The 24,324-nt window shown below is 69.9% G+C and carries 22 protein-coding genes; 17 read left to right on the forward strand and 5 right to left on the reverse strand.

Annotated elements, in window-relative coordinates:
* Positions 1–16 precede the first annotated feature (16 nt).
* Positions 17–994, reverse strand: a complete 978-nt coding sequence (locus MKD38_RS04760) for a Bug family tripartite tricarboxylate transporter substrate binding protein (RefSeq protein ID WP_252674897.1) — start codon at positions 992–994, stop codon at positions 17–19.
* Between the two features lie 96 nt (positions 995–1,090).
* On the opposite strand from MKD38_RS04760, the gene MKD38_RS04765 reads away from it, so the two are divergent.
* The gene (locus MKD38_RS04765) at positions 1,091–1,864 is read left to right on the forward strand and encodes an IclR family transcriptional regulator (RefSeq protein WP_252674898.1); all 774 of its coding nucleotides are present in this window, start codon (positions 1,091–1,093) and stop codon (positions 1,862–1,864) included.
* Positions 1,865–2,136: 272 nt separating this feature from the next.
* Positions 2,137–3,516 carry an amino acid permease gene (locus MKD38_RS04770; protein ID WP_111516757.1) on the forward strand — a complete coding sequence of 460 codons (1,380 nt, stop codon included), beginning with the start codon at positions 2,137–2,139 and terminating at the stop codon, positions 3,514–3,516.
* A gap of 37 nt (positions 3,517–3,553) precedes the next feature.
* On the opposite strand, the gene MKD38_RS04775 is transcribed toward MKD38_RS04770, so the two are convergent.
* Positions 3,554–4,252: a Crp/Fnr family transcriptional regulator gene (locus MKD38_RS04775; protein ID WP_252674899.1), complete on the reverse strand. Its 699-nt coding sequence runs from the start codon at positions 4,250–4,252 to the stop codon at positions 3,554–3,556.
* Between the two features lie 312 nt (positions 4,253–4,564).
* On the opposite strand from MKD38_RS04775, the gene MKD38_RS04780 reads away from it, so the two are divergent.
* From MKD38_RS04780 to MKD38_RS04795, 4 genes are all read left to right on the forward strand, one after another.
* Positions 4,565–5,902 carry an MFS transporter gene (locus MKD38_RS04780; RefSeq protein WP_252674900.1) on the forward strand — a complete coding sequence of 446 codons (1,338 nt, stop codon included), beginning with the start codon at positions 4,565–4,567 and terminating at the stop codon, positions 5,900–5,902.
* A 31-nt stretch (positions 5,903–5,933) separates the two neighbouring features.
* Positions 5,934–6,692, forward strand: a complete 759-nt coding sequence (locus MKD38_RS04785; protein WP_252674901.1) for a class II aldolase/adducin family protein — start codon at positions 5,934–5,936, stop codon at positions 6,690–6,692.
* Positions 6,693–6,722: 30 nt separating this feature from the next.
* Positions 6,723–7,838 carry a M14 family metallopeptidase gene (locus MKD38_RS04790; protein WP_252674902.1) on the forward strand — a complete coding sequence of 372 codons (1,116 nt, stop codon included), beginning with the start codon at positions 6,723–6,725 and terminating at the stop codon, positions 7,836–7,838.
* A gap of 96 nt (positions 7,839–7,934) precedes the next feature.
* Positions 7,935–9,077, forward strand: a complete 1,143-nt coding sequence (locus MKD38_RS04795; RefSeq protein ID WP_252674903.1) for a glycosyltransferase — start codon at positions 7,935–7,937, stop codon at positions 9,075–9,077.
* 9 nt (positions 9,078–9,086) lie between these two features.
* On the opposite strand, the gene hpnA is transcribed toward MKD38_RS04795, so the two are convergent.
* Positions 9,087–10,094, reverse strand: a complete 1,008-nt coding sequence (hpnA, locus tag MKD38_RS04800) for a hopanoid-associated sugar epimerase (protein WP_252674904.1) — start codon at positions 10,092–10,094, stop codon at positions 9,087–9,089.
* A gap of 219 nt (positions 10,095–10,313) precedes the next feature.
* Here hpnA and ispH point away from each other — a divergent pair, with 219 nt between their 5' ends.
* The 6 genes from ispH to MKD38_RS04830 are packed head-to-tail and all read left to right on the forward strand — an operon-like array spanning position 10,314 to position 16,986.
* Complete coding sequence (gene ispH / locus MKD38_RS04805) at positions 10,314–11,321, forward strand: 4-hydroxy-3-methylbut-2-enyl diphosphate reductase (RefSeq protein WP_252674905.1); 1,008 nt, start codon at positions 10,314–10,316, stop codon at positions 11,319–11,321.
* Positions 11,322–11,341: 20 nt separating this feature from the next.
* A complete protein-coding gene (gene hpnH, locus MKD38_RS04810; RefSeq protein ID WP_252674906.1) occupies positions 11,342–12,514 on the forward strand; it encodes an adenosyl-hopene transferase HpnH in 1,173 nt (390 codons plus the stop codon).
* A 10-nt stretch (positions 12,515–12,524) separates the two neighbouring features.
* Positions 12,525–13,685 (forward strand): bacteriohopanetetrol glucosamine biosynthesis glycosyltransferase HpnI, encoded by a 1,161-nt coding sequence (gene hpnI / locus MKD38_RS04815; protein ID WP_252674907.1) that lies wholly within the window; start codon positions 12,525–12,527, stop codon positions 13,683–13,685.
* Positions 13,682–15,106 (forward strand): hopanoid biosynthesis associated radical SAM protein HpnJ, encoded by a 1,425-nt coding sequence (gene hpnJ, locus MKD38_RS04820; RefSeq protein ID WP_252674908.1) that lies wholly within the window; start codon positions 13,682–13,684, stop codon positions 15,104–15,106. Before hpnI ends, hpnJ begins: the two co-directional genes overlap by 4 nt.
* Positions 15,107–15,156: 50 nt before the next feature.
* Positions 15,157–15,972 carry a hopanoid biosynthesis-associated protein HpnK gene (gene hpnK / locus MKD38_RS04825; RefSeq protein WP_252675328.1) on the forward strand — a complete coding sequence of 272 codons (816 nt, stop codon included), beginning with the start codon at positions 15,157–15,159 and terminating at the stop codon, positions 15,970–15,972.
* Positions 15,973–15,981: 9 nt separating this feature from the next.
* Positions 15,982–16,986, forward strand: coding sequence for a lysylphosphatidylglycerol synthase domain-containing protein (locus MKD38_RS04830; RefSeq protein WP_252674909.1), 1,005 nt, complete (start codon positions 15,982–15,984; stop codon positions 16,984–16,986).
* A 22-nt stretch (positions 16,987–17,008) separates the two neighbouring features.
* Here the strand turns inward: MKD38_RS04830 and MKD38_RS04835 are convergent, their stop codons facing one another.
* Positions 17,009–17,653: an MlaC/ttg2D family ABC transporter substrate-binding protein gene (locus MKD38_RS04835; RefSeq protein ID WP_252674910.1), complete on the reverse strand. Its 645-nt coding sequence runs from the start codon at positions 17,651–17,653 to the stop codon at positions 17,009–17,011.
* 196 nt (positions 17,654–17,849) lie between these two features.
* Here MKD38_RS04835 and hpnN point away from each other — a divergent pair, with 196 nt between their 5' ends.
* Entirely contained in the window at positions 17,850–20,486 is a 2,637-nt protein-coding gene (hpnN, locus tag MKD38_RS04840; protein WP_252674911.1) for a hopanoid transporter HpnN, read from the forward strand.
* A gap of 35 nt (positions 20,487–20,521) precedes the next feature.
* Positions 20,522–21,319: an MlaA family lipoprotein gene (locus MKD38_RS04845; protein WP_252674912.1), complete on the forward strand. Its 798-nt coding sequence runs from the start codon at positions 20,522–20,524 to the stop codon at positions 21,317–21,319.
* 5 nt (positions 21,320–21,324) lie between these two features.
* Here MKD38_RS04845 and MKD38_RS04850 read toward each other — a convergent pair whose 3' ends face one another.
* Entirely contained in the window at positions 21,325–21,777 is a 453-nt protein-coding gene (locus tag MKD38_RS04850; protein ID WP_252674913.1) for an FKBP-type peptidyl-prolyl cis-trans isomerase, read from the reverse strand.
* Positions 21,778–21,985: 208 nt separating this feature from the next.
* Here MKD38_RS04850 and MKD38_RS04855 point away from each other — a divergent pair, with 208 nt between their 5' ends.
* The 3 genes from MKD38_RS04855 to MKD38_RS04865 all read left to right on the forward strand — a co-directional run bounded on the left by MKD38_RS04855 (position 21,986) and on the right by MKD38_RS04865 (position 24,318).
* On the forward strand, positions 21,986–23,320 hold the full coding sequence (locus MKD38_RS04855) for a tetratricopeptide repeat protein (RefSeq protein WP_252674914.1): 1,335 nt from the start codon (positions 21,986–21,988) through the stop codon (positions 23,318–23,320).
* A 91-nt stretch (positions 23,321–23,411) separates the two neighbouring features.
* Complete coding sequence (locus MKD38_RS04860; protein ID WP_252674915.1) at positions 23,412–23,792, forward strand: DUF6152 family protein; 381 nt, start codon at positions 23,412–23,414, stop codon at positions 23,790–23,792.
* A gap of 13 nt (positions 23,793–23,805) precedes the next feature.
* Positions 23,806–24,318: a DUF6644 family protein gene (locus MKD38_RS04865; protein WP_252674916.1), complete on the forward strand. Its 513-nt coding sequence runs from the start codon at positions 23,806–23,808 to the stop codon at positions 24,316–24,318.
* Positions 24,319–24,324 lie beyond the last annotated feature (6 nt).

Here is a 24,324-nt window from a genome sequence, read left to right on the forward strand (position 1 = left end):
TAGGGGTCGAAGTCGATCAGTCCAGCTTGGTGCCGGAGGCCTTGATGACCGCGGCCCAGCGTCCGATGTCCTGCCTGATCAGCGTGGTGAAGGTTTCCGGCGTGCCCACCAGCACCGCCGCGCCTTGCTCGTTGAGCTTCCTGGCGAGCGCCGGGGACTGCAGCGCCTTGTTGAACTCGGCATTGAGCCGCACGACGATGTCCTTCGGCGTCGCGGCCGGCGCGACGAAGCCGAACCAGGTCGCCGTTTCGAAGCCGGGATAGCCGGACTCGGCCACGGTCGGAACCTGGGGCAGGTCCGCCACGCGCTTCGCTGACGTCACCGCCAGCGGCCTCAGCTTGTTGTTCTTGATATGGCCGAGCAGGGTCGGCACGGACGCCATGTACAGGTCCACCTGTCCGCCCATCAGGTCGTTGACCGCCTGTGCCGCGCCCTTGTACGGGACATGGGTGAATCTGACTTTCGCGGTGCTTTGCAGCTGCTCGCCGCCAAGGTGGGCGACGGTGCCATTGCCGGGCGAGGCGAAATTCAGCGATGCCGGCTTGGCCCGGGCGGCCTGGATGACGTCCTTCATGGTCTTGTACGGCGAGTTGACGTGCGTCACCAGCACCAGCGGCGCGGAGGCAACCAGGCTGATCGGCGCCAGGTCCTTCAACGGGTCATATGGCAGCCGCTCGTACAGCGAGGCATTGATGGCCAGGTTGCTGGTCTGCCCCATGGCGATGGTGTAGCCATCGGCAGGCGCCTTGGCCGCCGCGTCGACGCCGAGGTTGCCGCCGGAACCCGGCTTGTTTTCCACGACAAAGACCCAGCCGGTCGACTTCGCGACGGTATTGGTCACCTCGCGCGCGATGATGTCGGTGCCGCCGCCGGCCGGGAACGGCACGATCACGCGGATGGGCTTGGCGGGATATGGCGACGCGGCATGGACGCTGGCGGATGCCATCAGCAGGCCGGCAAGGGCCAGGATGACGCGGCGGGATGTGGACTGCATGGATGTCTCCGAATCTGGTTTCGTTGTGATTCGGATTGTGGTGCATCGTTTCACGGCATACAATGCCGTTTCACACCGTGCACCGCATTTCGTGCCATGAACCTTAAAAGTGATTCCACCAACGCTTCAGCCGCTGACGAGGGCTCCGGCGCCGTGATCGCCGTGACGCGCGCACTGCGCGTGCTGGAAGCCTTCGGCGTCAACGACCCGCAGCTGTCGCTGGCCGAGCTGAGCCGGCGCACCGGCATCCACAAGACCACGGTGCTGCGGCTGGCGCGCACGCTGGCGGCGGACAACTACCTGGTGCAGAAGGAAGACGGCAGCTGGCGCCTTGGCCGCGCGGCCGGCTGGCTGGGCGCGTGCTACCAGGCCACCTTCAACGTGCAGGAAGTGGTCGAGCCGGTGCTGCGCGAACTGACGATCAAGACTGGTGAAAGCGCTTCGTTCTACGTGCGCGAGGGCCAGCAGCGAACCTGCCTGGTCCGAGTCGAAGGCCCGCAGGCGATCCGCCATCACGTCAGGATCGGCGCGGCGCTGCCGCTGGACAGCGGCTCGCCGGGGCGGGTGATCCTGGCGTTTTCCGGCGAGCCGGGGGAGCTTTACGAGATGATCCGACGCCGCGGCTTCCACCTGTCGCTCGGCGAGCGCGAGGCCGAAGTCTCCAGCGTGTCGGCGCCGGTGTTTGGATTGCACTGGCGCCTGCTGGGCTCGATGTGCATTTCCGGGCCGACTTCCCGGCTTGGCGAGGAACGGCTGCTGGAACTGGCGCAGACCGTGGTCGACGCCGCGAACAAGCTTTCCTATGCGATGGCGGGCAGTCAGCGGCCCGCGCTGCCAGGCGACAGGCAGCCGGCAACCTGGCATCCCTGACCGGCCCGCCTTGCATTCCCGGCCGGCCACCGTGCCGGCTCCCTGCGCGCCCTCCCCGAGCTTGCCATGTCATTGCGCGCGGCCGCCGACATCCCGCGGCGCCAGCAACTTTTCCTGCATTTCCGCACGAATTCAGCAACAAATATCCCCGCTATCTGATTAACCTGCCCGCTCTTTTCCGTTTGCGTGCGCCGCAAACGTAAAAGTTCTCTGCCCCGGCCAGCCCCACAAGGACTGGCGCGGCCATTCAGATCACACGGAGACAACGAAGAATGAGTGCAAGCGCAGAACATCTGCAACGCGGCCTGGGCGAACGCCATATCCGGCTGATGGCGCTGGGATCGGCCATCGGCGTAGGCCTGTTCCTGGGCGCGGGCAATGCCATCAAGATGGCCGGCCCGGCGATCATGCTGGCCTACCTGATCGGCGGCGCGGTGATCTTCCTGATCATGCGCGCGCTGGGCGAGATGGCCGTGCACAACCCGGTGGCCGGCTCGTTCTGCCGCTACGCGCAGGACCACATGGGCCCGCTGGCGGGCTACCTGACCGGCTGGAACTACTGGTTCCTGTGGCTGGTGACCTGCGTGGCCGAGATCACCGCCGTGGCCATCTACATGGGCATGTGGTTCCCCGATGTGCCGCGCTGGATCTGGGCGCTGGCCGCGCTGGCGGCGATGGGCTCGGTCAACCTGATGGCGGTCAAGGCCTATGGCGAGTTCGAGTTCTGGTTCGCCATGATCAAGATCGTCACCATCGTGCTGATGCTGATCGGCGGCGGCGCGATGATCGTGTTCGGCTTCGGCAATGGCGGCGTCGCCACCGGCATCTCCAACCTGTGGGCGCACGGCGGCTTCATGCCCAACGGCGCCTCGGGCGTGCTGATGTCGCTGCAGATGGTGATGTTCGCCTACCTCGGCGTCGAGATGATCGGTCTGACCGCCGGCGAGGCGCGCAACCCGAAGAAGTCGATTCCCGACGCGATCAACTCGGTGTTCTGGCGCATTCTGATCTTCTACGTCGGCGCGCTGTTCGTGATCCTGGCGCTGTACCCGTGGAACGAGATCGGCGCGCAGGGCAGCCCGTTCGTGCTGACCTTCGAGCGCCTGGGCATCAAGACCGCCGCCGGCATCATCAACTTCGTGGTGCTGACCGCGGCGCTGTCGTCGTGCAACGGTGGCATCTTCAGCACCGGGCGCATGCTGTACAACCTGTCGCTGCAGGGCCAGGCGCCGGCGGCCTTCGCCAGGGTCGACCGCAACGGCGTGCCGCGCCGCGCGCTGCTGGTGTCGATCGCCGCGCTTCTGGCCGGCGTGCTGCTCAACTACCTGGTGCCGGAAAAGGTCTTTGTCTGGGTGACCGCGATCTCCACCTTCGGCGCAGTCTGGACCTGGGCCATCATCCTGGTCACGCAGATCCAGTTCCGCCGCTCGCTCGCGCCGGCGGCGCGCAAGGCGCTGGCGTTCCGCATGCCGTTCTGGCCGTATGGCTCGTATATCGCGCTGGCGTTCCTGGCGCTGGTGGTGGCGCTGATGGCCTACTTCCCCGATACCCGCGTGGCGCTGTACGTGGGACCGGGCTGGCTGGTGCTGCTGACGATCTGCTACTACGCGCTCGACATGCGCTCGCGCGGGCCGGTGAGCTACCGCGCCTGATACAACCTGCGACGTGAAAGGCCGGCGCCCGCCGGCCTCAGCCCTGTGCCAGCCGCGCCAGCCGGCTGGCATCCCGTACCGTGACGCGCCCGTAGTGATGGGCGATCACGCCGTCCTTCTCCCAGGCACGGAGAATCTGGCTGACCCGCTGCCGGGTCACGCCGACCAGCTGGGACAACAGTTCCTGCGACAGGGCCAGCTCGATCTCGACGCCTTGTGCCGTCTCGCTCCCGTATTGCCGGGCCAGCTCCAGCAAGCGCAGCGCAAAGCGCTGCTCGCTCGGCTGCATCAGGAATGCCTCGACCCCGGCCAGCAGGGCACGCACGCGCGCGCTCTGCAGGTGCAGCAGGTGGCGCGCCAGCGCCGGGTGGGCATCGAGCAGCGCGTGGAAATCAACCGGCGCCACCTGCAGCAGCCGGGTGGCGCCGTGGGCGCAAGCGTCGTGCGCACGCGGCAGGCCATCGATCATCGACAGTTCGCCGAACCAGCTGCCCGGCTCCATCAGGCCGACCGTGGCCTCCTTGCCCGCCATCGACGTGCCGCTCAGGCGCACGGCCCCGTCCAGCACCCCGTACAGGCCATCGCCGCCGTCGCCGCGGCGATAGACCATGGCGCCGGCGGCCACTTCGCGCGGCCGGGCGCGCGCGGCGAGATCGCGCCGTACCGGCGCCGGCAACGCGGCAAACCAGGGGTTGGAAAGCAGGATCTGCTGCTGGGGCTGGCTGAGTTCAGGCATGTGAAGCGGGGCGGAAGGCGCTGACGGCGGCTGCGGCGGAACTGCAGCGCCGGAGACTGCAAATTCCTGACAGATTCGCGGGCGCATGGCGGGGCATGATGCCCCCACAACGACGGAGACACGATCATGCCCCAAATCCCCCGCACACACCACGGCGGCCGCTGACGGCGCGCATCCTGGCTGCCGCGCGATGGCAGCCTCTTTCTCGATCCCTGCACCGGCGCGGCGCGACACGCGCACCGCCATGTCCAGCCACCCGCGGCGCCCTCGCGCCGCGTTGGCGCGCCGCGCGCGCCCCTTCCGGGACCTTGCATGCATGCACCAGCCAGCCAGCTTGGCGGCGCGACCGAACTCGCGCCGCACGCCCTGTCCGCGGCACAGGCCGACGCGGTCTTTGCGCGGGTTTCGCGCCGCCTGATCCCGTTTCTGTTCCTGTGCTACCTCCTTAACTTCATCGACCGCGCCAACGTCGGCTACGCCCAGCTCCAGATGAAATCGTCGCTGGGCTTCAGCGACGCGGCGTACGGCATCGGCGCCACCATGTTCTTCGTTGGCTATGCGCTGTTCGAGGTGCCGAGCAACCTGCTGCTGCAGCGCATCGGCGCGCGCGCCACGCTGTTCCGCATCATGGTGCTGTGGGGGCTGGCGTCGGCCGGCACCATGCTGGTCAGCACACCCGCGCAGTTCTACGCGGTGCGGTTCCTGCTCGGCGTGTTCGAGGCCGGCTTCTTCCCCGGCGTGCTGCTGTACCTGACTTACTGGTTCCCGCCCGAGCGCCGCGCCCGCGCGATCGCGCTGATCCTGTCGGCCAGCGTGGCGGCCGGCCTGGTCTCGGGGCCTGTGTCCGGCTGGATCCTCAAGGCCATGGACGGCACGCACGGGCTGGCCGGCTGGCAGTGGATGTTCCTGCTCGAAGGGGCGCCGACCGTGCTGCTGGGCGCGCTGGTGTTCGCGGTGTTGCCCAACCGTCCCGACGACGCGGCCTGGCTCGACACCCGCGAGAAGGCGCTGATTCGCGCCATGGCCGGCGCCGCAAGCAACGCGCCGCAACGACACAGCCTGGTGCCCGTGCTGCGCGACCCGCGCATCTACCTGCTGGCCTTCGGCGCCTTCGTCAACGGCTGTGCCGGCTACTTCCTTGCGTTCTGGGTTCCGACCATGGTGCGCGAGCTGGGCGTCGAGGACCCGCAGGCGATCGGCCTGTACGCGGTGGTCCCCAACTTGTTCGGCCTGGTGGCGATGATCCTGTACAGCCGCCATGCCGACCGCCACAACGAGCAGCGCCGGCACTGGGGCCTTGCCTTCCTGGTGGCCGCGGCGGGCTTTGCCGCGCTGGGGGTGGCGGTGCCGCACGGCCTGCCATGGACGCTTGCCGCGGTCGCGTTCGGCGGCTCGGCCCTGGTGTCGTCGACGCCGGTGTTCTGGGCCATGGCGACGCGCTACCTGCCCGCGGCGCGGGCAGCGGCCGGCATTGCCTACATCAACTCGCTCGCCAGCCTGGCCGGCGCCACGCCCGCGGCGGTTGGCATCGCCAAGTCGTACACCGGCAGCCTGGCGTGGCCGAGCTGGACCATCGCCGCGCTGCTGCTGGCCGCCGCGCTGGCGGTCATGGCCGGCATGCGCAACGCGCTGCCGGACCATCGCGCCTGAAACTATTTCTTCCCTTTCTGCAAGGAATCCCATGTCCTCGTCCGCTGTACGCGCCAACGTGTCGCCCACCGAATGGCAAACCCGTGTCGATCTTGCCGCCGCCTACCGCCTGGTGGCGCTGTACGGCTGGGACGACCTGGTCTTCACGCATCTGTCGGCGCGCATCCCGGGCACCGAGAGCTTCCTGATCAATCCGTACGGCATGATGTTCGACGAGATCACCGCGTCGTCGCTGGTGAAGATCGACCTGGCCGGCAACAAGCTGGCGCCGTCGCCCTACGAAATCAACCCGGCCGGCTTCACCATCCACAGCGCGATCCATGCCGCGCGCGCGGACGCCGGCTGTGTCATGCATACGCACTCGCTCAATGGCATCGCGGTGTCGGCGCAGGCTGAGGGCCTGCTGCCGCTGTCGCAGCAATCGCAATTCATCCTGCCCGCCCTCGCCTATCACGACTACGAGGGCATCGCCGTCAATGCCGACGAGCAGCCGCGCCTGGTGCGCGACCTCGGCGGCAAGCACGTGATGCTGCTGCGCAACCATGGCCTGCTGACGCTCGGCACGACCATCGCCGATGCCTTCGTGGCGTTGTATTTCGCCGAAGCGGCCTGCGCGATCCAGGTGCGCGCGCAGGCCGGCGGTGGCGCGCTGCGGCCGATCCCCGGTGAAATCCAGCTGGGCATCGCCGCGCAGGCGCGCGTCACTACGCTCGACCTGGGGCCTGACCGCCTGGTCTGGCCGGGCCTGCTGCGCCGACTGGACCGCCGCAACCCCGGCTATGCGGACTGACCTGACCGACCCACCCGACCCAGAGCTCCCATGCACCCGTCCGCGCTGTTCTCCCAGACCTATGCCGAAGCCCGTTCCAAGTTTCTCTACGCCGCCCGCGACGCGGGGCTGCGGGTGGAAAGCACCGTCCACCCGCTGCGCGGCCGCCATGGCGAGGCCCTCGCCGTCGATGTCGCGCGCCATGGCCGCGGCGATGCCAGTCGGCTGCTGATCGTCAGCAGCGGCTGCCACGGCGTCGAAGGCTTTGCCGGCTCGGGCGTGCAGGCTGGCCTGCTGCTCGATGGCAGCTTCCACCGGCAGGCCAGCGCGGCGGATGTGGCGGTGCTGTATGTGCACGCCCTCAACCCGTGGGGCTTCTCCTGGTGGCGCCGCTGGACCGAGGACAACATCGACCTGAACCGCAATTTCCGCGACTTCGACGCGCCCGCGCCCGCCAACCCCGGCTATGCGCAACTGGCGCAGGCCCTGGTGCCCGAGCGCTGGCCCAGCGCCGAGGCCGACCAGGTGCTGTGGGACTATGTCGCCGCACATGGCATGCGCGCCATCGAAACCGCGGTCGCGGCCGGGCAATACAGCCATCCGGACGGGCTCTTCTTCGGCGGCGATGCGCCGACGTGGTCGCACCGCGCGCTGCTGGAGATCCTGCGCCAGCATGCCACGCAATGCCGCGAACTGGCCTGGCTCGACCTGCACACCGCGACCGGAGCGCAGGCGCAGGCGACGCCGGTGCTGATGTCGCCGGACGAGCCCGACGCGCTGGCACGGGCACGCGCATGGTGGGGCAGCGGCGTGGCGCAGCTGGAAGACGGCAACGGCCCGATGGTGCCGCGCCTGGGCACGCTGGCCGTAGGCGTGCGCCCCGTCTTTGCCCAGGCGGCATACACCAACCTGGTCCTGGAGTTCGGCACCGAGGCCGGCGAAGAGGTGCTCAACGCGCTGCGCGCGGCGCAATGGCTCGACCGCCAGCCGGACCCCGATGCGGCGGTGCGGGCGGCCATCGATCGCCGCATCCGGGATGCCTTCTACACCGACACCGACGCGTGGAAGCGGGCCACCCTGGCCCAGGGCCTCGATGCCGCCTGCCGGGCCGTGGCCGGACTGGCCAGCGGCATGAGCGTCGGGCGCGCCGCGCCCGGCCTGCCCTGACACTGCGCGGGCCGCGGTGATGCATGTGCCGGCGGCTCTCGCTAGAATGGCCCCGGACCATCCCACCGCAGGCTTGGTGAAATTAGGGGGCAATCCATGCGCATCGCCATGGCGCTGTCGCTGCTGTCGCTCACGATCTGGGGCGTGCTGCTGTTCGGGCGCGCCGGCTTCTGGCGCGTGCGCAGGCCACCGGCCGCGCCGGCGCCGGCGCATTGGCCACAGGTAGTCGCCATCATCCCCGCGCGCGACGAGGCCGAGGTCATCGGCAGCGCGGTGGCCGCAGTGCTGGGCCAGCGCTACCCGGGCCCGCTGGCGTTGGTGGTGGTGGACGACCACAGCAGCGACGGCACCGCCGATATCGCCCGCGCCGCCGCGGCCATCACCGCGCGCCCGCAGGCGCTCACCGTCATCAGTGCGCGCGAACTGCCGGCCGGCTGGAGCGGCAAGGTCTGGGCGCAGTCCGAGGGCCTGGCCGCCGCCGACCGCATCGCGCCGCAGGCACGCTATGTCTGGCTGACCGATGCCGACATCCGCCACGGGCCCGGCGTGCTGGCCGGCCTGGTCGCGCGCGCCGAGGCGGAGCGGCGCGACCTGGTCTCGCTGATGGTGCGGCTGCGCTGCGTCTCGATGTGGGAACGGCTGGTGGTGCCGGCCTTTGTCTTTTTCTTTGCCAAGCTCTATCCCTTTGCCCGCGTGCGCGATCCGCGCAGCCGCGTTGCCGCTGCGGCCGGCGGCTGCATGCTGGCGCGCCGGGCAGCGCTGGCGCGCATCGGCGGCTTTGCCGCGATCCGCGGCGAGCTGATCGACGACTGCAGCCTGGCCGCGCGCATCAAGCCCGGCGGCGCCATCCGGCTGGACCTGGCCGACGACAGCGCGTCGCTGCGCCCCTATGACGACTGGCGCAGCCTGTGGGACATGATCGCGCGCAGCGCCTACACGCAGCTGCGCCATTCGCCGCTGTGGCTGGCGGGCGCGGTCGCCGGCATGGTGCTGACCTACCTGGTGCCGCCGGTGCTGGCGCTGGGCTGGCGGGTGTGGCCGGCATGGCTGGCCTGGGCCGCGATGTCGCTGGCCTACCTGCCGATGCTGCGCGAGTACCGGCAGCCGTGGTGGCTGGCACCGCTGCTGCCGCTCACGGCGCTGTTCTACCTGGGCGCGACGCTCGACTCGGCACGGCGCTACCGGCTGCGGCGCGGCGGGCAGTGGAAGGGCCGCAGCCAGGCCCCGTTGCGCCCCTGAGCCGGCGGCTCAGGGATGGCCAAGGTATCCGTGCGCGCGGAACCACGCCAGCGCGTCGCGCAGCCCCTCCTGATAGGGGCGCGGCTGATACCCCAGTTCCCTGCGCGCCTTGTCCGAGGTAAAAAACATCCGGTAGCGGGACATATTGAGTCCATCGACAGTCAGCAACGGCTCCTTGCCGGTCAGCCGCGCCGCCGCTTCCGCGCCGTAGGCCAGCGGATACAGCGGCCAGCGCGGCAGCTGCAGGGTCGGCGGGCGCCGGCCGCACAGCTCGGCGATATCGCGCAGCATCTGTTGCAGCATCACGTCCTGGCCGCCCAGGATGTAGCGCTCGCCGGTGCGGCCGCGCTCCAGCGCCAGCAAATGCCCGTTGGCCACGTCGTCCACATGGGCCAGGTTCAGCCCGGTATCGACAAAGGCCGGGATCTTGCCGGTGGCGGCCTCGACGATGATGCGGCCGGTTGGCGTGGGCCGCACGTCGCGCGGGCCGATGGGGGTGGACGGGTTGACGATGACCGCCGGCAGGCCGTGTTCGGCGATCCGTTGCTCGACCACGCGCTCGGCCAAGACCTTGCTGCGCTTGTAGGCGCCGATGGCCTCATGCGGGCGCATCGCCGCGGTCTCGTCCACCGGTACCTGCGCGCCGGCGACGCGCAGCGTCGCCACGCTGCTGGTATAGACCACGCGCTCGACGCCGGCCCGCTGCGCGGCCTCCATCACCGCCAGCGTGCCATCGACATTGGTACGCACAATGTCTTCCGGATCGCGCGCCCACAGCCGGTAGTCGGCGGCGACATGGAACAGGTAGCGCACGCCCTGCAGCGCCGCGGCCACCGCGGCGGCATCGCGCATGTCGCCCTGGACCACAGTCACCGGCAGCCCCGCGAGATTGGTGCGGGGGCTCTGCGGGCGCACCAGCACGCGCACACGCCAGCCGCGCGCCAGCGCCTGGCGTGCCACCGCCGAGCCCAGGAAACCCGCTGCACCGGTCACCAGCACGTCATCGTTTTTGCTCATCAGCCCGTTTCCTCGCAAGGCGGCGTCGCCGGGACCGGCCCCGCGCCGATCATGGCGGCGCCAGACAAAGCCGGCGTGTCGGGTATATAGTAACCACCGTGCGAGGAAAATGTGATCCGCGGCGGATCTCCGGTGGGTCTGGCTGGATACCGGGCATCGTTTTCCGTTGCGCGATCCCAAACACTGAAACCCGTAGCAAAAGGGTCGGGGGCCTACTCCATGCAGGTGATTCTTGCTCAGCCCCGGGGCTTCTGTGCCGGCGTGGTGCGCGCGATCGAGATCGTCGACCGCGCCCTCGTGAAGCACGGTGCGCCGGTGTTCGTGCGGCATGAGATCGTGCATAACAAGCACGTGGTACAGGGACTGAAGGACAAGGGCGCGCGTTTCGTCGAAGAGCTGGACGAAGTGCCGGCCGGCGCGGTCACCATCTTCAGCGCGCACGGGGTGTCGCGCGAGGTCGTCGCCGATGCCCGCCAGCGCCAGCTGCATGCCATTGACGCCACCTGCCCGCTGGTGATCAAGGTCCACACCCAGGGTCGCCAGTACGCCGCCAGCGGCCGCATCGTGATCCTGATCGGCCATGCCGGCCACCCCGAGGTCGAAGGCACCATGGGGCAAATCCCCGGCAAGGTGATCCTGGTGCAGAACGAGGCCGACGTCGGCAAGCTCGACCTGCCCGACGACACCCCGGTCGCCTACGTCACCCAGACCACGCTGAGCGTGGACGACACCCGCAACATCATCGCCGCGCTCGGACGGCGCTTCAGCAACCTGGTCGGACCGGACACGCGCGATATCTGCTACGCCACGCAGAATCGCCAGAGCGCGGTGCGCGACCTGTGCAAGCTGGCCGACGTGATCCTGGTGATCGGCGCGACCAACAGTTCCAACTCCAACCGCCTGCGCGAGATCGGCACCGAGAGCGGCGTGCCCAGCTACCTGATCGCCGAGGGCAGCGAGCTCGACCCGGCCTGGGTGCGCGACGCCAATGTGGTCGGCATCACCGCCGGCGCCTCGGCCCCCGAGGCCATGGTCGAAGACGTGATCGCGGCGCTGCGCCGGCTGGGGCCGGTCGAGGTCAGCACCATGGCCGGGCGCGAAGAGCATGCCGAGTTCCGGCTGCCGGCCGAGCTGGCCGACGTCAAGCCGCCGGCGGCATCGCTGCAGTCCGGCACGGACGCCGCGCCCGACTGCAGCGATGCTGCCAACGAGAACATTGCAGGCTGAACCAACCAGAGGAAGCTGTCGTGGCCATTCCGCTCCTGCAGGTTGCCCGCGTGGGCGCCTATATCGTCGGCAAGCACCTGTCGCGGCAGAAACGCTATCCGCTTGCGCTGATGCTCGAACCGCTGTTCCGCTGCAACCTGGCGTGCTCCGGCTGCGGCAAGATCGACTACCCGGATCCCATCCTGAACCAGCGCCTGTCGGTGCAGCAATGCCTGGAGGCGGTGGACGAGTGCGGCGCGCCGGTGGTGTCGATTGCCGGCGGCGAGCCGCTGCTGCACAAGGACATGCCGCAGATCGTGCAAGGCATCATCCAGCGGCGCAAGTTCGTCTACCTGTGCACCAATGCGCTGTTGATGGAAAAGAAGCTGGACCAGTACCAGCCCAGCCCGTATTTCATCTGGTCGGTGCACCTGGACGGCGACCGCGAGATGCATGATCGCTCGGTGTGCCAGGAAGGCGTGTACGATCGCTGCGTCGAGGCGATCCGCGCCGCCAAGGCGCGCGGCTTCCGCGTCAATATCAATTGCACGCTGTTCAACGACGCGCAGCCCGAGCGTGTGGCCAGGTTCTTCGATTCGGTCAAGGCGCTGGGCGTCGATGGCATCACCGTGTCGCCGGGCTATGCCTATGAGCGCGCGCCGGACCAGCAGCACTTCCTGAACCGCGGCAAGACCCGCCAGCTGTTCCGCGACATCCTCGGCCGCGGCCGCGCGGGCAAGAACTGGGCGTTCAGCCAGTCGACGCTGTTCCTTGACTTCCTCGCCGGCAACCAGACCTACCACTGCACCCCGTGGGGCAACCCGGCGCGCACGGTATTCGGCTGGCAGCGCCCGTGCTACCTGGTCGGCGAAGGCTATGCCGCGACCTTCCGCGAACTGATGGACGAGACCGACTGGGACGCCTACGGCACCGGCAATTACGAGAAATGCGCCGACTGCATGGTGCACAGCGGCTACGAAGCCACCGCCGTGGCCGACACCTTTGCCCATCCGCTCAAGGCGCTCGGCGTAAGCCTGCGCGGCGTGCGCACCAGCGGCCCGATGGCGCCGGACATTGCGCTGGACCGGCAGCGGCCGGCCGAATACGTGTTCTCGCGCCACGTCGAGATCAAGCTCGAGGAAATCCAGCGCACCCGGCCGCCCGCGAAGCAGCCGCGGCCGGCCGAGGCGCCTGCCAGCGCCGCCACGCACTGAAGCCATTGCCATGGCCGCCGGACTTGCCAGCACCCTGCCCGGCGCAGCGCTGGTCTGCGTGGCGGCTGGCTATGCACTGGCCGCGGCCTGGCTGTCGCGACGCAAGCCTGCGCCACGCGGCGCCATGTCCGCCACGCCGGTCAGCGTGCTCAAGCCGCTGTGCGGCGCCGAACCCCGGCTCTACGCCAACCTGGCGACCTTCTGCCGGCAGCGGCATCCGTGCTTCCAGCTGGTATTCGGCGTGCGTGCCGCGGACGATCCCGCCATCGCGGTGGTGCAGCGGCTGCGGCGCGACTTCCCGGCCTGCGACATCGCACTGGTGATCGACCCGCGAGTGCATGGCAGCAACCTCAAGGCCAGCAACCTGATCAACCTGTCCGGCGCGGCCCGGCACGATGCGCTGGTCATCGCCGACAGCGACGTCGCGGTGGCGCCGGACTACCTGGCCCGCGTGACGGCGCCGCTTGTGCAGGCCGGCGTCGGCGTGGTCACCTGCCTGTACCGCGGCCACGCCATCGGTGGCTTCTGGTCGCGCCTCGGCGCGCAGTTCATCGACGACTGGTTTGTGCCAGCGGTGCGCATCGCCCATGCGGGCGGCTCGCGGCGCTTTGCCTTTGGCGCGACCATCGCGCTGCGCCGCGATGCGCTGGCGGCCATCGGCGGTTTCGAGGCCGTGCGCGACCGGCTGGCGGACGATTTCTGGCTGGGCGAGCTGACGCGGCGACTGGGCTTGCGCACGGTGTTGTCGGAGGTGGTGGTGACGACCGATATCACCGAGGACGGCTTCACGCTGCTGTGGCGGCATGAGTTGCGGTGGATGCGGACGATCGCGTCGCTGAATCCTGCGGGCTATGCGTTCAGCTTCGTCACCTTCACCTGGCCGATGCTGGCGCTGGGCATGTGGCTGGCGCCGCTGCCGCTGGTGACCGCCGCGGCAGCCGTCGGCGTGATGGCGCGCAGTGTGCTGGCGGGGAGCGCTGCGGCGGCACTGCGGGCGCCGTTGCGCGATGGCTTGTTGCTGGCGTGCTGGGCGCTGGCGTTGGCGGGCAAGCGGGTGTGGTGGCGGGAGCAGGTGCTGCCGGTAGGTGACAGGCAGCACTCCGGCGCCGCCACAGAGTCCTCACCCAACAGTGCACGTTTCACCGGCATCCATACCGAGAGGCCGCTATGAAAAAAACCCTGTTCCTGCAGGCCCCGTCCTTCGACGGCTTCGATGGCGGCGCCGGTTCGCGCTACCAGGCCAAGCGCGAGATCAAGTCGTTCTGGTATCCCACCTGGCTGGCCCAGCCGGCCGCGCTGGTGCCCGGCAGCCGCGTGCTCGATGCCCCGGCCGACGGCCTGAGCGTGCAGCAGGCGCTGGAGATTGCCGCGGATTATGAGCTGGTGATCATCCACACCAGCACGCCGTCGTTCCCCACCGACGCCAAGTTCGCCGAGGCGCTGAAGCAGCGCCATCCCGGCGTGATGATCGGTATGGTCGGCGCCAAGCCCGCGGTCGACCCCGGCGGCACGCTGGGGGCGAGCGACGCCATCGACTTCGTCTGCCGCGAGGAATTCGACTACACCTGCCAGGATGTGGCCGCCGGCAAACCGCTCAGGGACATCCTCGGGCTGTCCTATCGGCTGCCGGACGGCTCGTTCGAACACAACGGCCAGCGCCCGATGATCGAGGACATGGACGCGCTGCCGTTCGTGGCGCCGGTCTACCAGCGCGACCTCAAGATCGAGAACTACTTCATCGGCTACCTGAAGCATCCGTATGTGTCGATCTACACCGGCCGCGGCTGCCGTTCGCGCTGCACCTTCTGCCTGTGGCCGCAGACCGTGGGTGGGCACCGCTACCGCACGCGCTCGGCCGCAAGCGTGCTCGCCGAGGTGAAATGGATCAAGGAGAACATGCCCCAGGTCCGGGAGATCATGTTCGACGACGACACCTTCACCGACTTCAAGCCGCGCGTGGAAGAGATTGCGCGCGGGCTGGGCCAGCTGGGCGTGACGTGGTCGTGCAACGCCAAGGCCAACGTGCCGTACAGCACGCTCAAGATCATGAAGGAAAACGGGCTGCGCCTGCTGCTGGTGGGCTACGAGTCCGGCGACGACCAGATCCTGCTGAACATCAAGAAGGGCCTGCGCACCGACATCGCGCGCCGCTTTACCGAAGACTGCCGCAAGCTCGGCATCCAGATCCACGGCACCTTCATCCTGGGCCTGCCGGGCGAGACCCGCGAGACCATCGAGAAGACCATCGAGTACGCCAAGGAAATCAACCCGCACACCATCCAGGTCTCGCTCGCCGCGCCCTACCCCGGCACCGCGCTGTACCGCCAGGCGGTGGAGAACGGCTGGCTCGAGGAGAACAAGGTCATCAACCTGGTCAACGACCAGGGCGTGCAGCTAGCGGCGATCAGCTACCCGCACTTGTCGAAGGAGGACATCTACCACGGCGTCGAAACCTTCTACAAGCGCTTCTACTTCCGCCCCGGCAAGATCTGGGAGATCGTGCGCGAGATGCTGGGCAGCTGGGACATGATGAAGCGGCGCCTGCGCGAAGGCGTGGAGTTCTTCCGCTTCCTGCGCTCGCACGAGGCCTGATCCTGGCCCGGGCGCTTTCCGGTGCGGCACCCGCTGCGGCACACCGCGCGCTGATCGTCACCGCCGACGACTTCGGGCTACACCCGGCCGTCAACGAAGCGGTGGAGCTGGCTCATCGCGACGGCGTGCTCAACGCCGCCAGCCTGATGGTGGGCGCGCCCGCGGTGGCGGATGCGGTGGCGCGCGCGCGCCGGTTGCCCGCGCTGCGCGTGGGGCTGCACGTGGTGCTGGCCGATGGCCCGGCCATGCTGCCGCGCGCGCGCATCCCGGCGCTGGTCGATGCGCACGGCCGCTTCGGCTCGGCGATGGCGCGGGACGGTTGCCGCTTCTTCTTCCTGCCCGCGGTGCGCCGCCAGCTCGCCGCGGAAATCCGCGCGCAGTTCGAGGCCTTCGCCGCCACCGGCCTGGCGCTGGACCACGTCAATACGCACAAGCATTTCCACCTGCATCCGACCGTGCTGTCGCTGATCCTGTCGATCGGTCGCGAGTTCGGCCTGCGCGCGATGCGGCTCCCGCGCGAGGCGGGCGCGCCCTGGCTGCTGCGCCCGTGGCTGGCGTTGCTGCGCCGCCGGCTGGACCGCGCCGGCATTGCGCACAACGATTACGTGGTCGGCATCGCGCGCAGCGGCCAGATGGACGAGGCCGCGCTGCTGCAGGCGCTGGCGCGACTGCCCGCGGGCGTGGGCGAGATCTACCTGCATCCGGCAGTGGCGTCCGGCGCGGCCATCGCCCCGTCGATGCACGGCTACCGCCACGCCGACGAACTGGCTGCGCTGCTGTCGCCGCGCGTGCGCGCCGCGCTGGAGCAGGCGGCCCACCGGCGCGGCGGCTTTGCCGATGTGCTGGGCAGCAGGACCTTCCGCTGACGATTGCCGATGAAACGCCTGGCCTACCTGACCGGACTGCTCGGGCTGCTGGCGCTGACCGCGCTGGTGATCCACCAGGGCGCCGGCGATATCGCCGCCGTGATGGCCCGGGGCGGCTGGCCGCTGTTGCTGCTGGTGCCGCTGCACGCGCTGCCGCTGCTGCTCGACGCGCAGGGCTGGCGCGTGCTGCTGACCTCCGCCGATCCCGATGAACGTGCCGGCGTCGGCTTCCTGTGGTGGGTCGCCGCGGTGCGCGAGGCGGTGGGCCGCCTGCTGCCCACCGTGGGCGTGGGCGGCGAACTGGTCGGCATCCGCCTGACGCGGCTGCGCATCCACGACACCACCGCGGTCACCGCCAGCGTGGTGGTCGAAGTGATGGTGACGATGTTCTCGCAATACCTGTTCGCCGCCACCGGCGTGCTGATGCTGGTGGTCGCGCTGCAGCAGCGCGCCAGCGCGTGGATCATCCTGGCCGGCCTGCTGCTGTCGCTGCCGGTGCCGGTGCTGTTCGCGCTGTCGCTGCGCCACGCCGCCTTGTTCGAGAAGCTGGAAGGCGCGGCGCGCCGGCTGTTCGGCGCCGACCACCGCATCGTCGCGCTGATCGATGGCGCGCGCCTGGACGCGCATATCCGCGCGCTCAACCGGCGCCACCGCGAACTGGCCAAGGCCCTCGGCTGGCAACTGGCCGGGCTGCTCAGCGGCACGCTGGAGATCTGGCTGGCGCTGTGGCTGCTGGGCCATCCGGTGCCGTTCTGGCAGGCGCTGGCGATCGAGTCGCTGACGCAGGCCGCGCGCCACGTGGCGTTCTTCGTGCCGGCCGGGCTGGGCGTGCAGGAAGCGGTGGTGATGCTGCTGGGCCAGGTGCTGGGGATGAGCGCGGAGGTGGCGCTGGCGCTGGCGCTGGTCAAGCGCGCGCGCGAAATCCTGTTCGGGGTGCCAGCGCTGCTGTCATGGCAGTGGGTGGAACTGCGCCGCTGGCGGCGCAGCGTCGACGGCAGACAGCGAGCGCCCTAGCGCCACCACGGTGCGAGCCCGCTCAGATCTCCGACGCCTGGCGCGCGTTGTGCGTGGTCAGGTACTTCACCAGCCCGTCGACCCCGTTGCGCGCGACGATGTCGGCAAACTGCTTGCGGTACACCTCGATCAGCCACGCCCCCATCATGTTGATGTCATAGATCTTCCAGCCGGTCGCGGTGCGCTGCAGGCGGTAGTCGATCTGCATCTCGTCGGCATTGTTGATCACGCGCGTCTGCACCACCACGTCGGTGGCGCCGCTGGCGGCCTTGGCCGGCTGGTAGCGGAACCTGACGTTCTGCTCGCGCAGTTGCGCCAGCGAGACCGCATAGCTGCGCACCAGCAGGGTCTGGAACTGCTCGTAAAGTTGTTGCTGCTGCTCCGGCGTGGCCGTGCGCCAGGCGCCGCCCAGCGCCAGCCGCGTGGTGCGCTGGAAATCGGTGTACGGCAGGAATTGCTTCTGCACTACCGCGGTGATCTTCCCCAAGTCACCGGCGCGGGTCTCGGGCTGGGACTGGATGGTGCCGATCACGCCCTCCACCGCGGCCTGCACCAGCCGCTCGGGGCTGGCGCGCAGGTCGCCGGGCTGGACTGCCTGGGCGTGCACGACGGATGCCATGGCCATCGCCGCAAGCGGCGCCACGGAAAGCAAACGGTGAATCGTCATGGATGCAAGTGCGGGGAAATGACTGAAGACGGTGAAGCGGCGGCGCCGCGCTGCACGACGGCCCCGGCCGGCACCGGCTGACAGTGTATAGCGGATCCGCCCGCATCGCGGCGGCGCCCGCGCCGCATGGCGCATACCGCATACCGCACGGCGCCAGCCGATATACTCGCGGTTCGTGCTCCTTCCGGATCCGTCCATGCTGACCTCGCTGCTGACACGCATCGTCCGGCTTGCCACCGCCTGGCCGTGGCGCGTCATCCTGCTGGCGGCACTGCTGACGGCCGCCAGCGGCATCTACGTGGCCCGCAATTTCGCCATCAACACCGACATCGGCCGCCTGCTGGATTCCGACGCGCCCTGGGCCCAGCGCGACGAGGCCATCGCCAGGGCCTTTCCGCAGCGCGGCCAGATGATCCTGGCGGTGGTGCAGGCGCCGGCCGCGGAGCTGGCCGATGCCGCCGCCGATGCGCTGGCCGAAGCCTTGCGCCGGCAGCCGGCGCGTTTCACCGCGGTCAGCCAGCCCGGCGGCGGCGCCTTCTTTGCGCACAACGGCCTGCTGTTCGCCGGCACCGATGAGGTCCGCCAGCTGACGCAGCAGCTCATGCAGGCGCGTCCGCTGGTCAACGCCCTCGCACACGATCCGACGCTGCGCGGCCTGTCCGATGTGCTCACCACCACGCTGGCGCTGCCGCTGCAGATGGGGCAGGTCAAGCTGGGCGACATGGCCGGGCTGATGGGCAGCAGCGCGCGCACGCTGGACCAGGTGCTGGCCGGCAAGCCTGCCGCGCTGTCGTGGGCGGGGCTGCTCGACGACAGCCTCAAGCCCGGCCCCGACGGCCAGGTCTACCGCTATGTCGCGCTCAGCCCGGTGCTCGACTATAGCGACCTCAAAGCCGGCGCCGCGGCCGCGCGCGCGATCCGCCACGCCGCGGACGAACTGCAGCTGGCGCAGCGCTACCAGGCCTCGGTGCGCCTGACCGGCCCGCAGGCGCTGGCCGACGATGAGTTCGCCTCGGTCAGCGACGGTGCCGTGCTCAACGGCGTGCTGACAGTGCTGGCGGTAGTGCTGATCCTGTGGCTGGCGCTGCGTTCGGCGCGGCTGATCGTGGCGGTGCTGGCGAGCCTGCTCGCCGGGCTGCTGATCACCGCCGCGCTGGGGCTGGCCATGGTGGGCGCGCTGAACATGATCTCGGTGGCCTTCGCGGTGCTGTTCGTCGGCCTGGGCGTGGACTTCGGCATCCAGTTCGGCGTGCGCTACCGCGCCGAGCGCCATGGCCGCGACCATATCGTCGATGCGCTGGGCCTGGCCGCGCGCGCCGTCGGCGCGCCGCTGGCGCTGGCCGCCGCGGCCACGGCGGCGGCGTTCTTCTGCTTCCTGCCTACCGACTACCGCGGCGTGGCCGAGCTGGGCCTGATCGCCGGCGTCGGCATGGTGGTGGCGTTCGCCACCACCTTCACGCTGCTGCCAGCGCTGATCGCGGTGCTCCGGCCCGGCGGCGAATCCGCGTCGCCGGGCTTTGCCTGGCTGGCGCCGGCGGACCGCTTCTTTGACCGCTACCGCAAGCCGGTGCTGCTGGTGACGCTGCTCGCCATCCTCGCGGGCGCGCCGCTGCTGCCGCACCTGCGCTTCGACTTCGACCCGCTGCACCTGAAGGACCCGCAGTCCGAATCGATGGCCACGCTGCTGTCGCTCCAGGATGCGCCGCAGGCCGGCACCGACGATGTCAGCGTGCTGGCGCCGTCGCTGCCGGCCGCGCACGCGCTGGCGGGCCAGCTCGCGGCCCTGCCCGAAGTCGCGCGCGCGCTCACGCTGCAGAGCTTTATTCCCGAGGACCAGCCGCCCAAGCTGCAGGCCATCGGCCAGGCCTCGGCCGCGCTGATGCCGGCGCTGACGCAAGCCACCGCGGCGCCCGCCACCGACAGCGCGCGCGTCAATGCGCTGCGCAATGCCGCGCGGCAGCTGGCCATCGCCGCTGACGAGCATCCCGGTCCTGGCGCCGCCGAAGCGGCGCACCTTTCCGCCACGCTGAAAAAGCTGGCCGCGGCCGATGCGCCCACGCGCGACCGCGCCGAGCGCGCCATCGCCCTGCCGCTGCAGCTGGCACTGGCAAGACTGAAGCTGGCGCTGACGCCGCAGGCAGTCAGCCAGCAGACGCTGCCACCCGAGCTGGTGCGCGACTGGATCGCCCCGGACGGGCGCGCGCTGGTCAACGTCAGCCCGCGCCTGCCGCCCCCCGCCAGCGCGCAGCGAGAAGCCGCGCTGGCGCGCTTTATCGCCGCGGTGCAGCGCGTGGCGCCCGCCGCCACCGGCGGACCGATTTCAATCCGCGGCTCGGCCGATACCATCATGACCGCGTTTGCGCAGGCGGGTGCCTGGGCGGTGCTGTCGATCACCGTCCTGCTGTGGATCACGCTGCGCCGCTTCGCCGACGTGCTGCGCACGCTGATTCCGCTGCTGGTGTCGGCCATCGTCACGCTGGAGCTGTGCGTGGTGTTCGGCATTGCGCTGAACTTCGCCAACGTGATCGCGCTGCCGCTGCTGCTGGGCGTGGGCGTGGCCTTCAAGATCTACTACGTGATCGCCTGGCGGCACGGCAAGACCCAGCTGCTGCAGTCCAGCCTGACGCACGCCGTGCTGTACAGCGCCGCGACCACCGCGGTCGCCTTCGGCAGCCTGTGGCTGTCGCAGCATCCCGGCACCGCCAGCATGGGCAAGCTGCTGGCGCTGGCACTGGCCTGCACGCTGGTCGGCGCGGTCTTCTTCCAGCCGATCCTGATGGGCCGGCCGCGCGAAGGCAGCCATCACGAGCCGGAGCAGCCGGCCCGGCCCTGAACCGTTCTTCTCGCGCGACCGATCCTGTTGCCTCGATGCCTGTTCCGCTTCGCTTTACGACGCTCGCCACGACCGCCATCGCCGCAGCCGTGCTCGCAGGCTGCGCCACCGGCCCGCAAGCCAGTCCAACCGATCCGCTGGAGCCGATGAACCGCGCCATCTTCACCGTCAACGACAAGCTGGACCAGTATGTCGCGATGCCGGTGGCCAGGGGCTACCGGGCGGTCACGCCGCAGCCGGTGCGCGCGGCGGTCAGCCATTTCTATTCGAACCTCGCGGACATCGGCAACTTTGCCAACAACCTGCTGCAGGGCAAGGGCGTGGCGGCGGCGGAGAGCTTTATGCGGGTGGCGATGAATTCCGTGCTGGGCCTTGGTGGGCTGGTCGATATCGCCACGCCCGCCGGGCTGCCGAAGCACTCGCAGGATTTCGGGCTGACGCTGGGCACGTGGGGCGTGCCGTCAGGGCCCTACCTGGTGCTGCCGCTGTTCGGCCCCAGCTCGTTCCGCGACGGCGCGGGCCTGTATGTGAATTTCTGGTTCGATCCCACCACCTATGCCGAGCCGGCGGTGCGCAACTCGGTGTACGGGATGAACGTGGTCGACGTGCGCACCAACCTGCTGGGCGCGACCGACCTGCTCAAGCTGGCGGCGCTGGACAAGTACGCCTTTGTGCGCGACGCGTACCTGCAGCGGCGGCGCTACCTGCTCGGCGAGAACACCGCGTTGCCGGACTACGGGGATGACGAGGACGCCGGCGCGGAACCGGCGCCGGCAGCACCGGCAGCCCCCGCCGGAACGCCGGCGCCCGCGCAACCTCAGGCGCCCCGCTGAGGCATTTAGTTGCCGATACCCAGCAGCACCACCTCGAAGGTCAGCGTGGCGTTCGGCGGGATCGTGCCCGGCACGCCGCGCGCGCCGTAGGCGGTGCCCGGCGGGCAGGTCAGGCGCGCCTTGCCGCCCACCTGCATGGCCTGCACGCCCTCGGTCCAGCACGGGATCACGCGGTTGAGCGGAAACGAGATCGGCTGGCCGCGTTTGTACGAGCTGTCGAATTCGGTGCCATCCGCAAGTGTGCCGCGGTAGTGCACCTGTACCGTGTCGGTGGCCTTGGGCGAGGCGCCGGTGCCCTTGATCAGGTGCTGGATGGTCATGCCCGACGCCAGCGTCTGCGGCGCCGCGGCAGGGGCAGCAGGGGCGGCGGAGGCGGCAGGCGCCGAAGCGGCCGGCCCGGCAGCGCAGGCGGCGCCGGCAAGGGTCAGGGTGCCAAGGAAAAGCGCGAGTGTTTTCATGGAAGGCCTGCTCTCGAGGTCGTGATTGGGGATGCGGCAGTTTAACCGACGCGCGCCGCCGGTATGGCGGCGGCGGCATATCGGGCACCGCGGCCGCGCCGCCCGCAGGCATGGTGCGCCGCACCGCGCCGCACCCGTTACACCGGGCGTTTTGCCGTCTACGATGGTTCGTGACAGCCCGCTGCCGTGCGGGCGCACGGAGACGGTCATGGCACTGACGGATTCCAGGGACCTCGCGGTCTCGACCTTGAACACGCGCTCGGTGGCGCAGTACGAGACCGCCCTGCGCCTGCTGAACGGCTATTACGGCGACCCGCTCGCCGTGATCGACGCAGCGCTGGCCGACGACCCCGGCTTCGCCATGGGCCACGCGCTGCGCGCCGCGCTGATGGTGACCTCCGGCGACGGCACCGCCGAGCCCATGCTGCGCCAGAGCGTCGAGGCCGGCGAAGCGCTGCACGCCCGCGCCAACGAGCGCGAGCGCCGCCATATCGCCGCGGCGCGCGCCTGGCTCGACGGCGATTTCGAGCGCGCCGTGCGCTGCTATGGCGACATCGTGATCGATTATCCACGCGACCTGCTGGCGCTGCAGACCGCGCACCTGGGCGACTTCCTGCTGGGCCAGTCGACCATGCTGCGCGACCGCGTGGCGCAGGCGCTGCCGCACTGGGATGCCGGCATGCCCGGCTACGGCTACCTGCTCGGCATGCACGCGTTCGGCCTGGAAGAGACCCAGCTCTACGAGCGTGCCGAGGAAGCCGGACGGCGCGCGCTGGAATGCCAGCCGCGCGATCCGTGGGCCGTGCACGCGGTGGCGCACGTGATGGAGATGCAGGGTCGGACCGACGAGGGCATTGCCTGGCTGGAAGGCCGGCGCCAGGACTGGGCCGACGACAACATGCTGGCGGTGCATAACTGGTGGCACCTGGCGCTGTTCCTGCTGGAAGACGACCGCACCGGCGAGGTACTGGCGCTATACGACCGCGCCATCAGCCGGCCCGCGCCGGCGATCGCGCTGGACCTGGTCGATGCCTCGGCGCTGCTGTGGCGGCTGCACCTGCGCGGCGTGGACGTGGGCCGGCGCTGGCATGCGGTGGCGGATGACTGGCTCGGCCGCGGCGCGGCCGGCTATTACGCCTTCAACGACGTGCATGCGGTGATGGCCAGCCTGGGCGCGCAGCGCCCCGCCGCGGCCGACCAGGTGCGCGCCGCGCTGGAGCGGGCCGCGCTGGGCAACGGCACCAACGCGATGATGTCGCGCGACGTAGGGCTGCCGGTGGCCGATGCGCTGATCGCGTTCGCGCAGGGCGATTACGCCACCGCCATCGAACTGCTGATGCCGGTGCGCCTGGTGGCCCACCGCTTCGGCGGCAGCCACGCGCAGCGCGACGTGATCGGCCTGACGCTGGTCGAAGCGGCGCTGCGTAGCGGCAGCGGCAACCTGGCGCTCGCCCTTACCGCCGAGCGCGCCGCGCTCAAGCCGGTCAGCCCGAGCCTGCGCCGGCTGGTGCAGCGCGCCGACACCTGCCGCGCGCAACCCTGAGGCAGGGAGCGGGCGCGGCGGCAAGGGCGGCAAGGTCCGCAAGTTCGGGAATGGGCGCCTATACTGCACCTGTCCTGACCGGAGACCCGCCATGCCCAGCATCCGCGCCCTGTTTCGTCGTGCCCTGCTCCGCCCCATCCTTGGCGCCGCCGCCCTGGCGATGGCGGCCGTGCCGGCCCTCGCCCACCACGGCTGGTCCACCTATGACGAGACCAAACCCATGACGCTGACCGGCAAGATCGTCGAAAGCCATTACGAGAACCCGCACGCGCATATCCGCATCGACGCCGGCGGCAAGCGCTGGCTGGCGGTGCTGGCCCCCGTGTCGCGCATGGAAGCGCGCGGCGCCACCTCGGACAAGGTCGCGGTGGGCCGCGAAGTCACGCTGGTCGGCTACGCCAGCAAGGAAAAAGCGGACGAACTGCGCGCCGAGCGCATCACCGTGGACGGCAAGACGGTCGAGCTGCGCTGAGCCGGCACGCCGCATGCCGGCGCTCTTCACCACGTGGACGGAATGGGCCAGCACGCTGGCGCGGCTGCCGTTCGCGACGGCGCTGCGCAGTTCGGCGTGGGCCTATCCCGCGGTGGAGATTGTCCACCTTGCCGGCATGGCGCTGCTGTTCGGCTCCATCTTCGTGGTCGACATGCGGCTGGCGGGGCTGGGCCGGCGGCTGCCGGTCAGCCTGCTGCTGCGCCATGCGCTGCCCTTCACTGTCGGCGCCTTCATCGCCGTCGCGGCCAGCGGCGTGCTGCTGTTCGTGGCCCATGCCGACGAGCTGGCCGCCAACCCCGCATTCCTCGCCAAGCTGGGGCTGATCGTGCTGGCGCTGGGCAACGTGCTGTGGTTCCACGCCGGACCAGGCCGCAGCCTGCACGACCGCGAGCGCGGCTGGGACTCTGACGCAGCGCCGCCTGCCGGCGCACGCCTGAATGCGATCCTGTCCATTGCCGCCTGGCTGCTGGTGATCTGCGCCGGACGGCTGATCGCCTATGTCTGAAGCGGC

Origin of the sequence: Cupriavidus sp. WGlv3 (assembly GCF_023952475.1) — a bacterium.
Classification (GTDB): Bacteria; Pseudomonadota; Gammaproteobacteria; order Burkholderiales; family Burkholderiaceae; genus Cupriavidus; species Cupriavidus phytorum.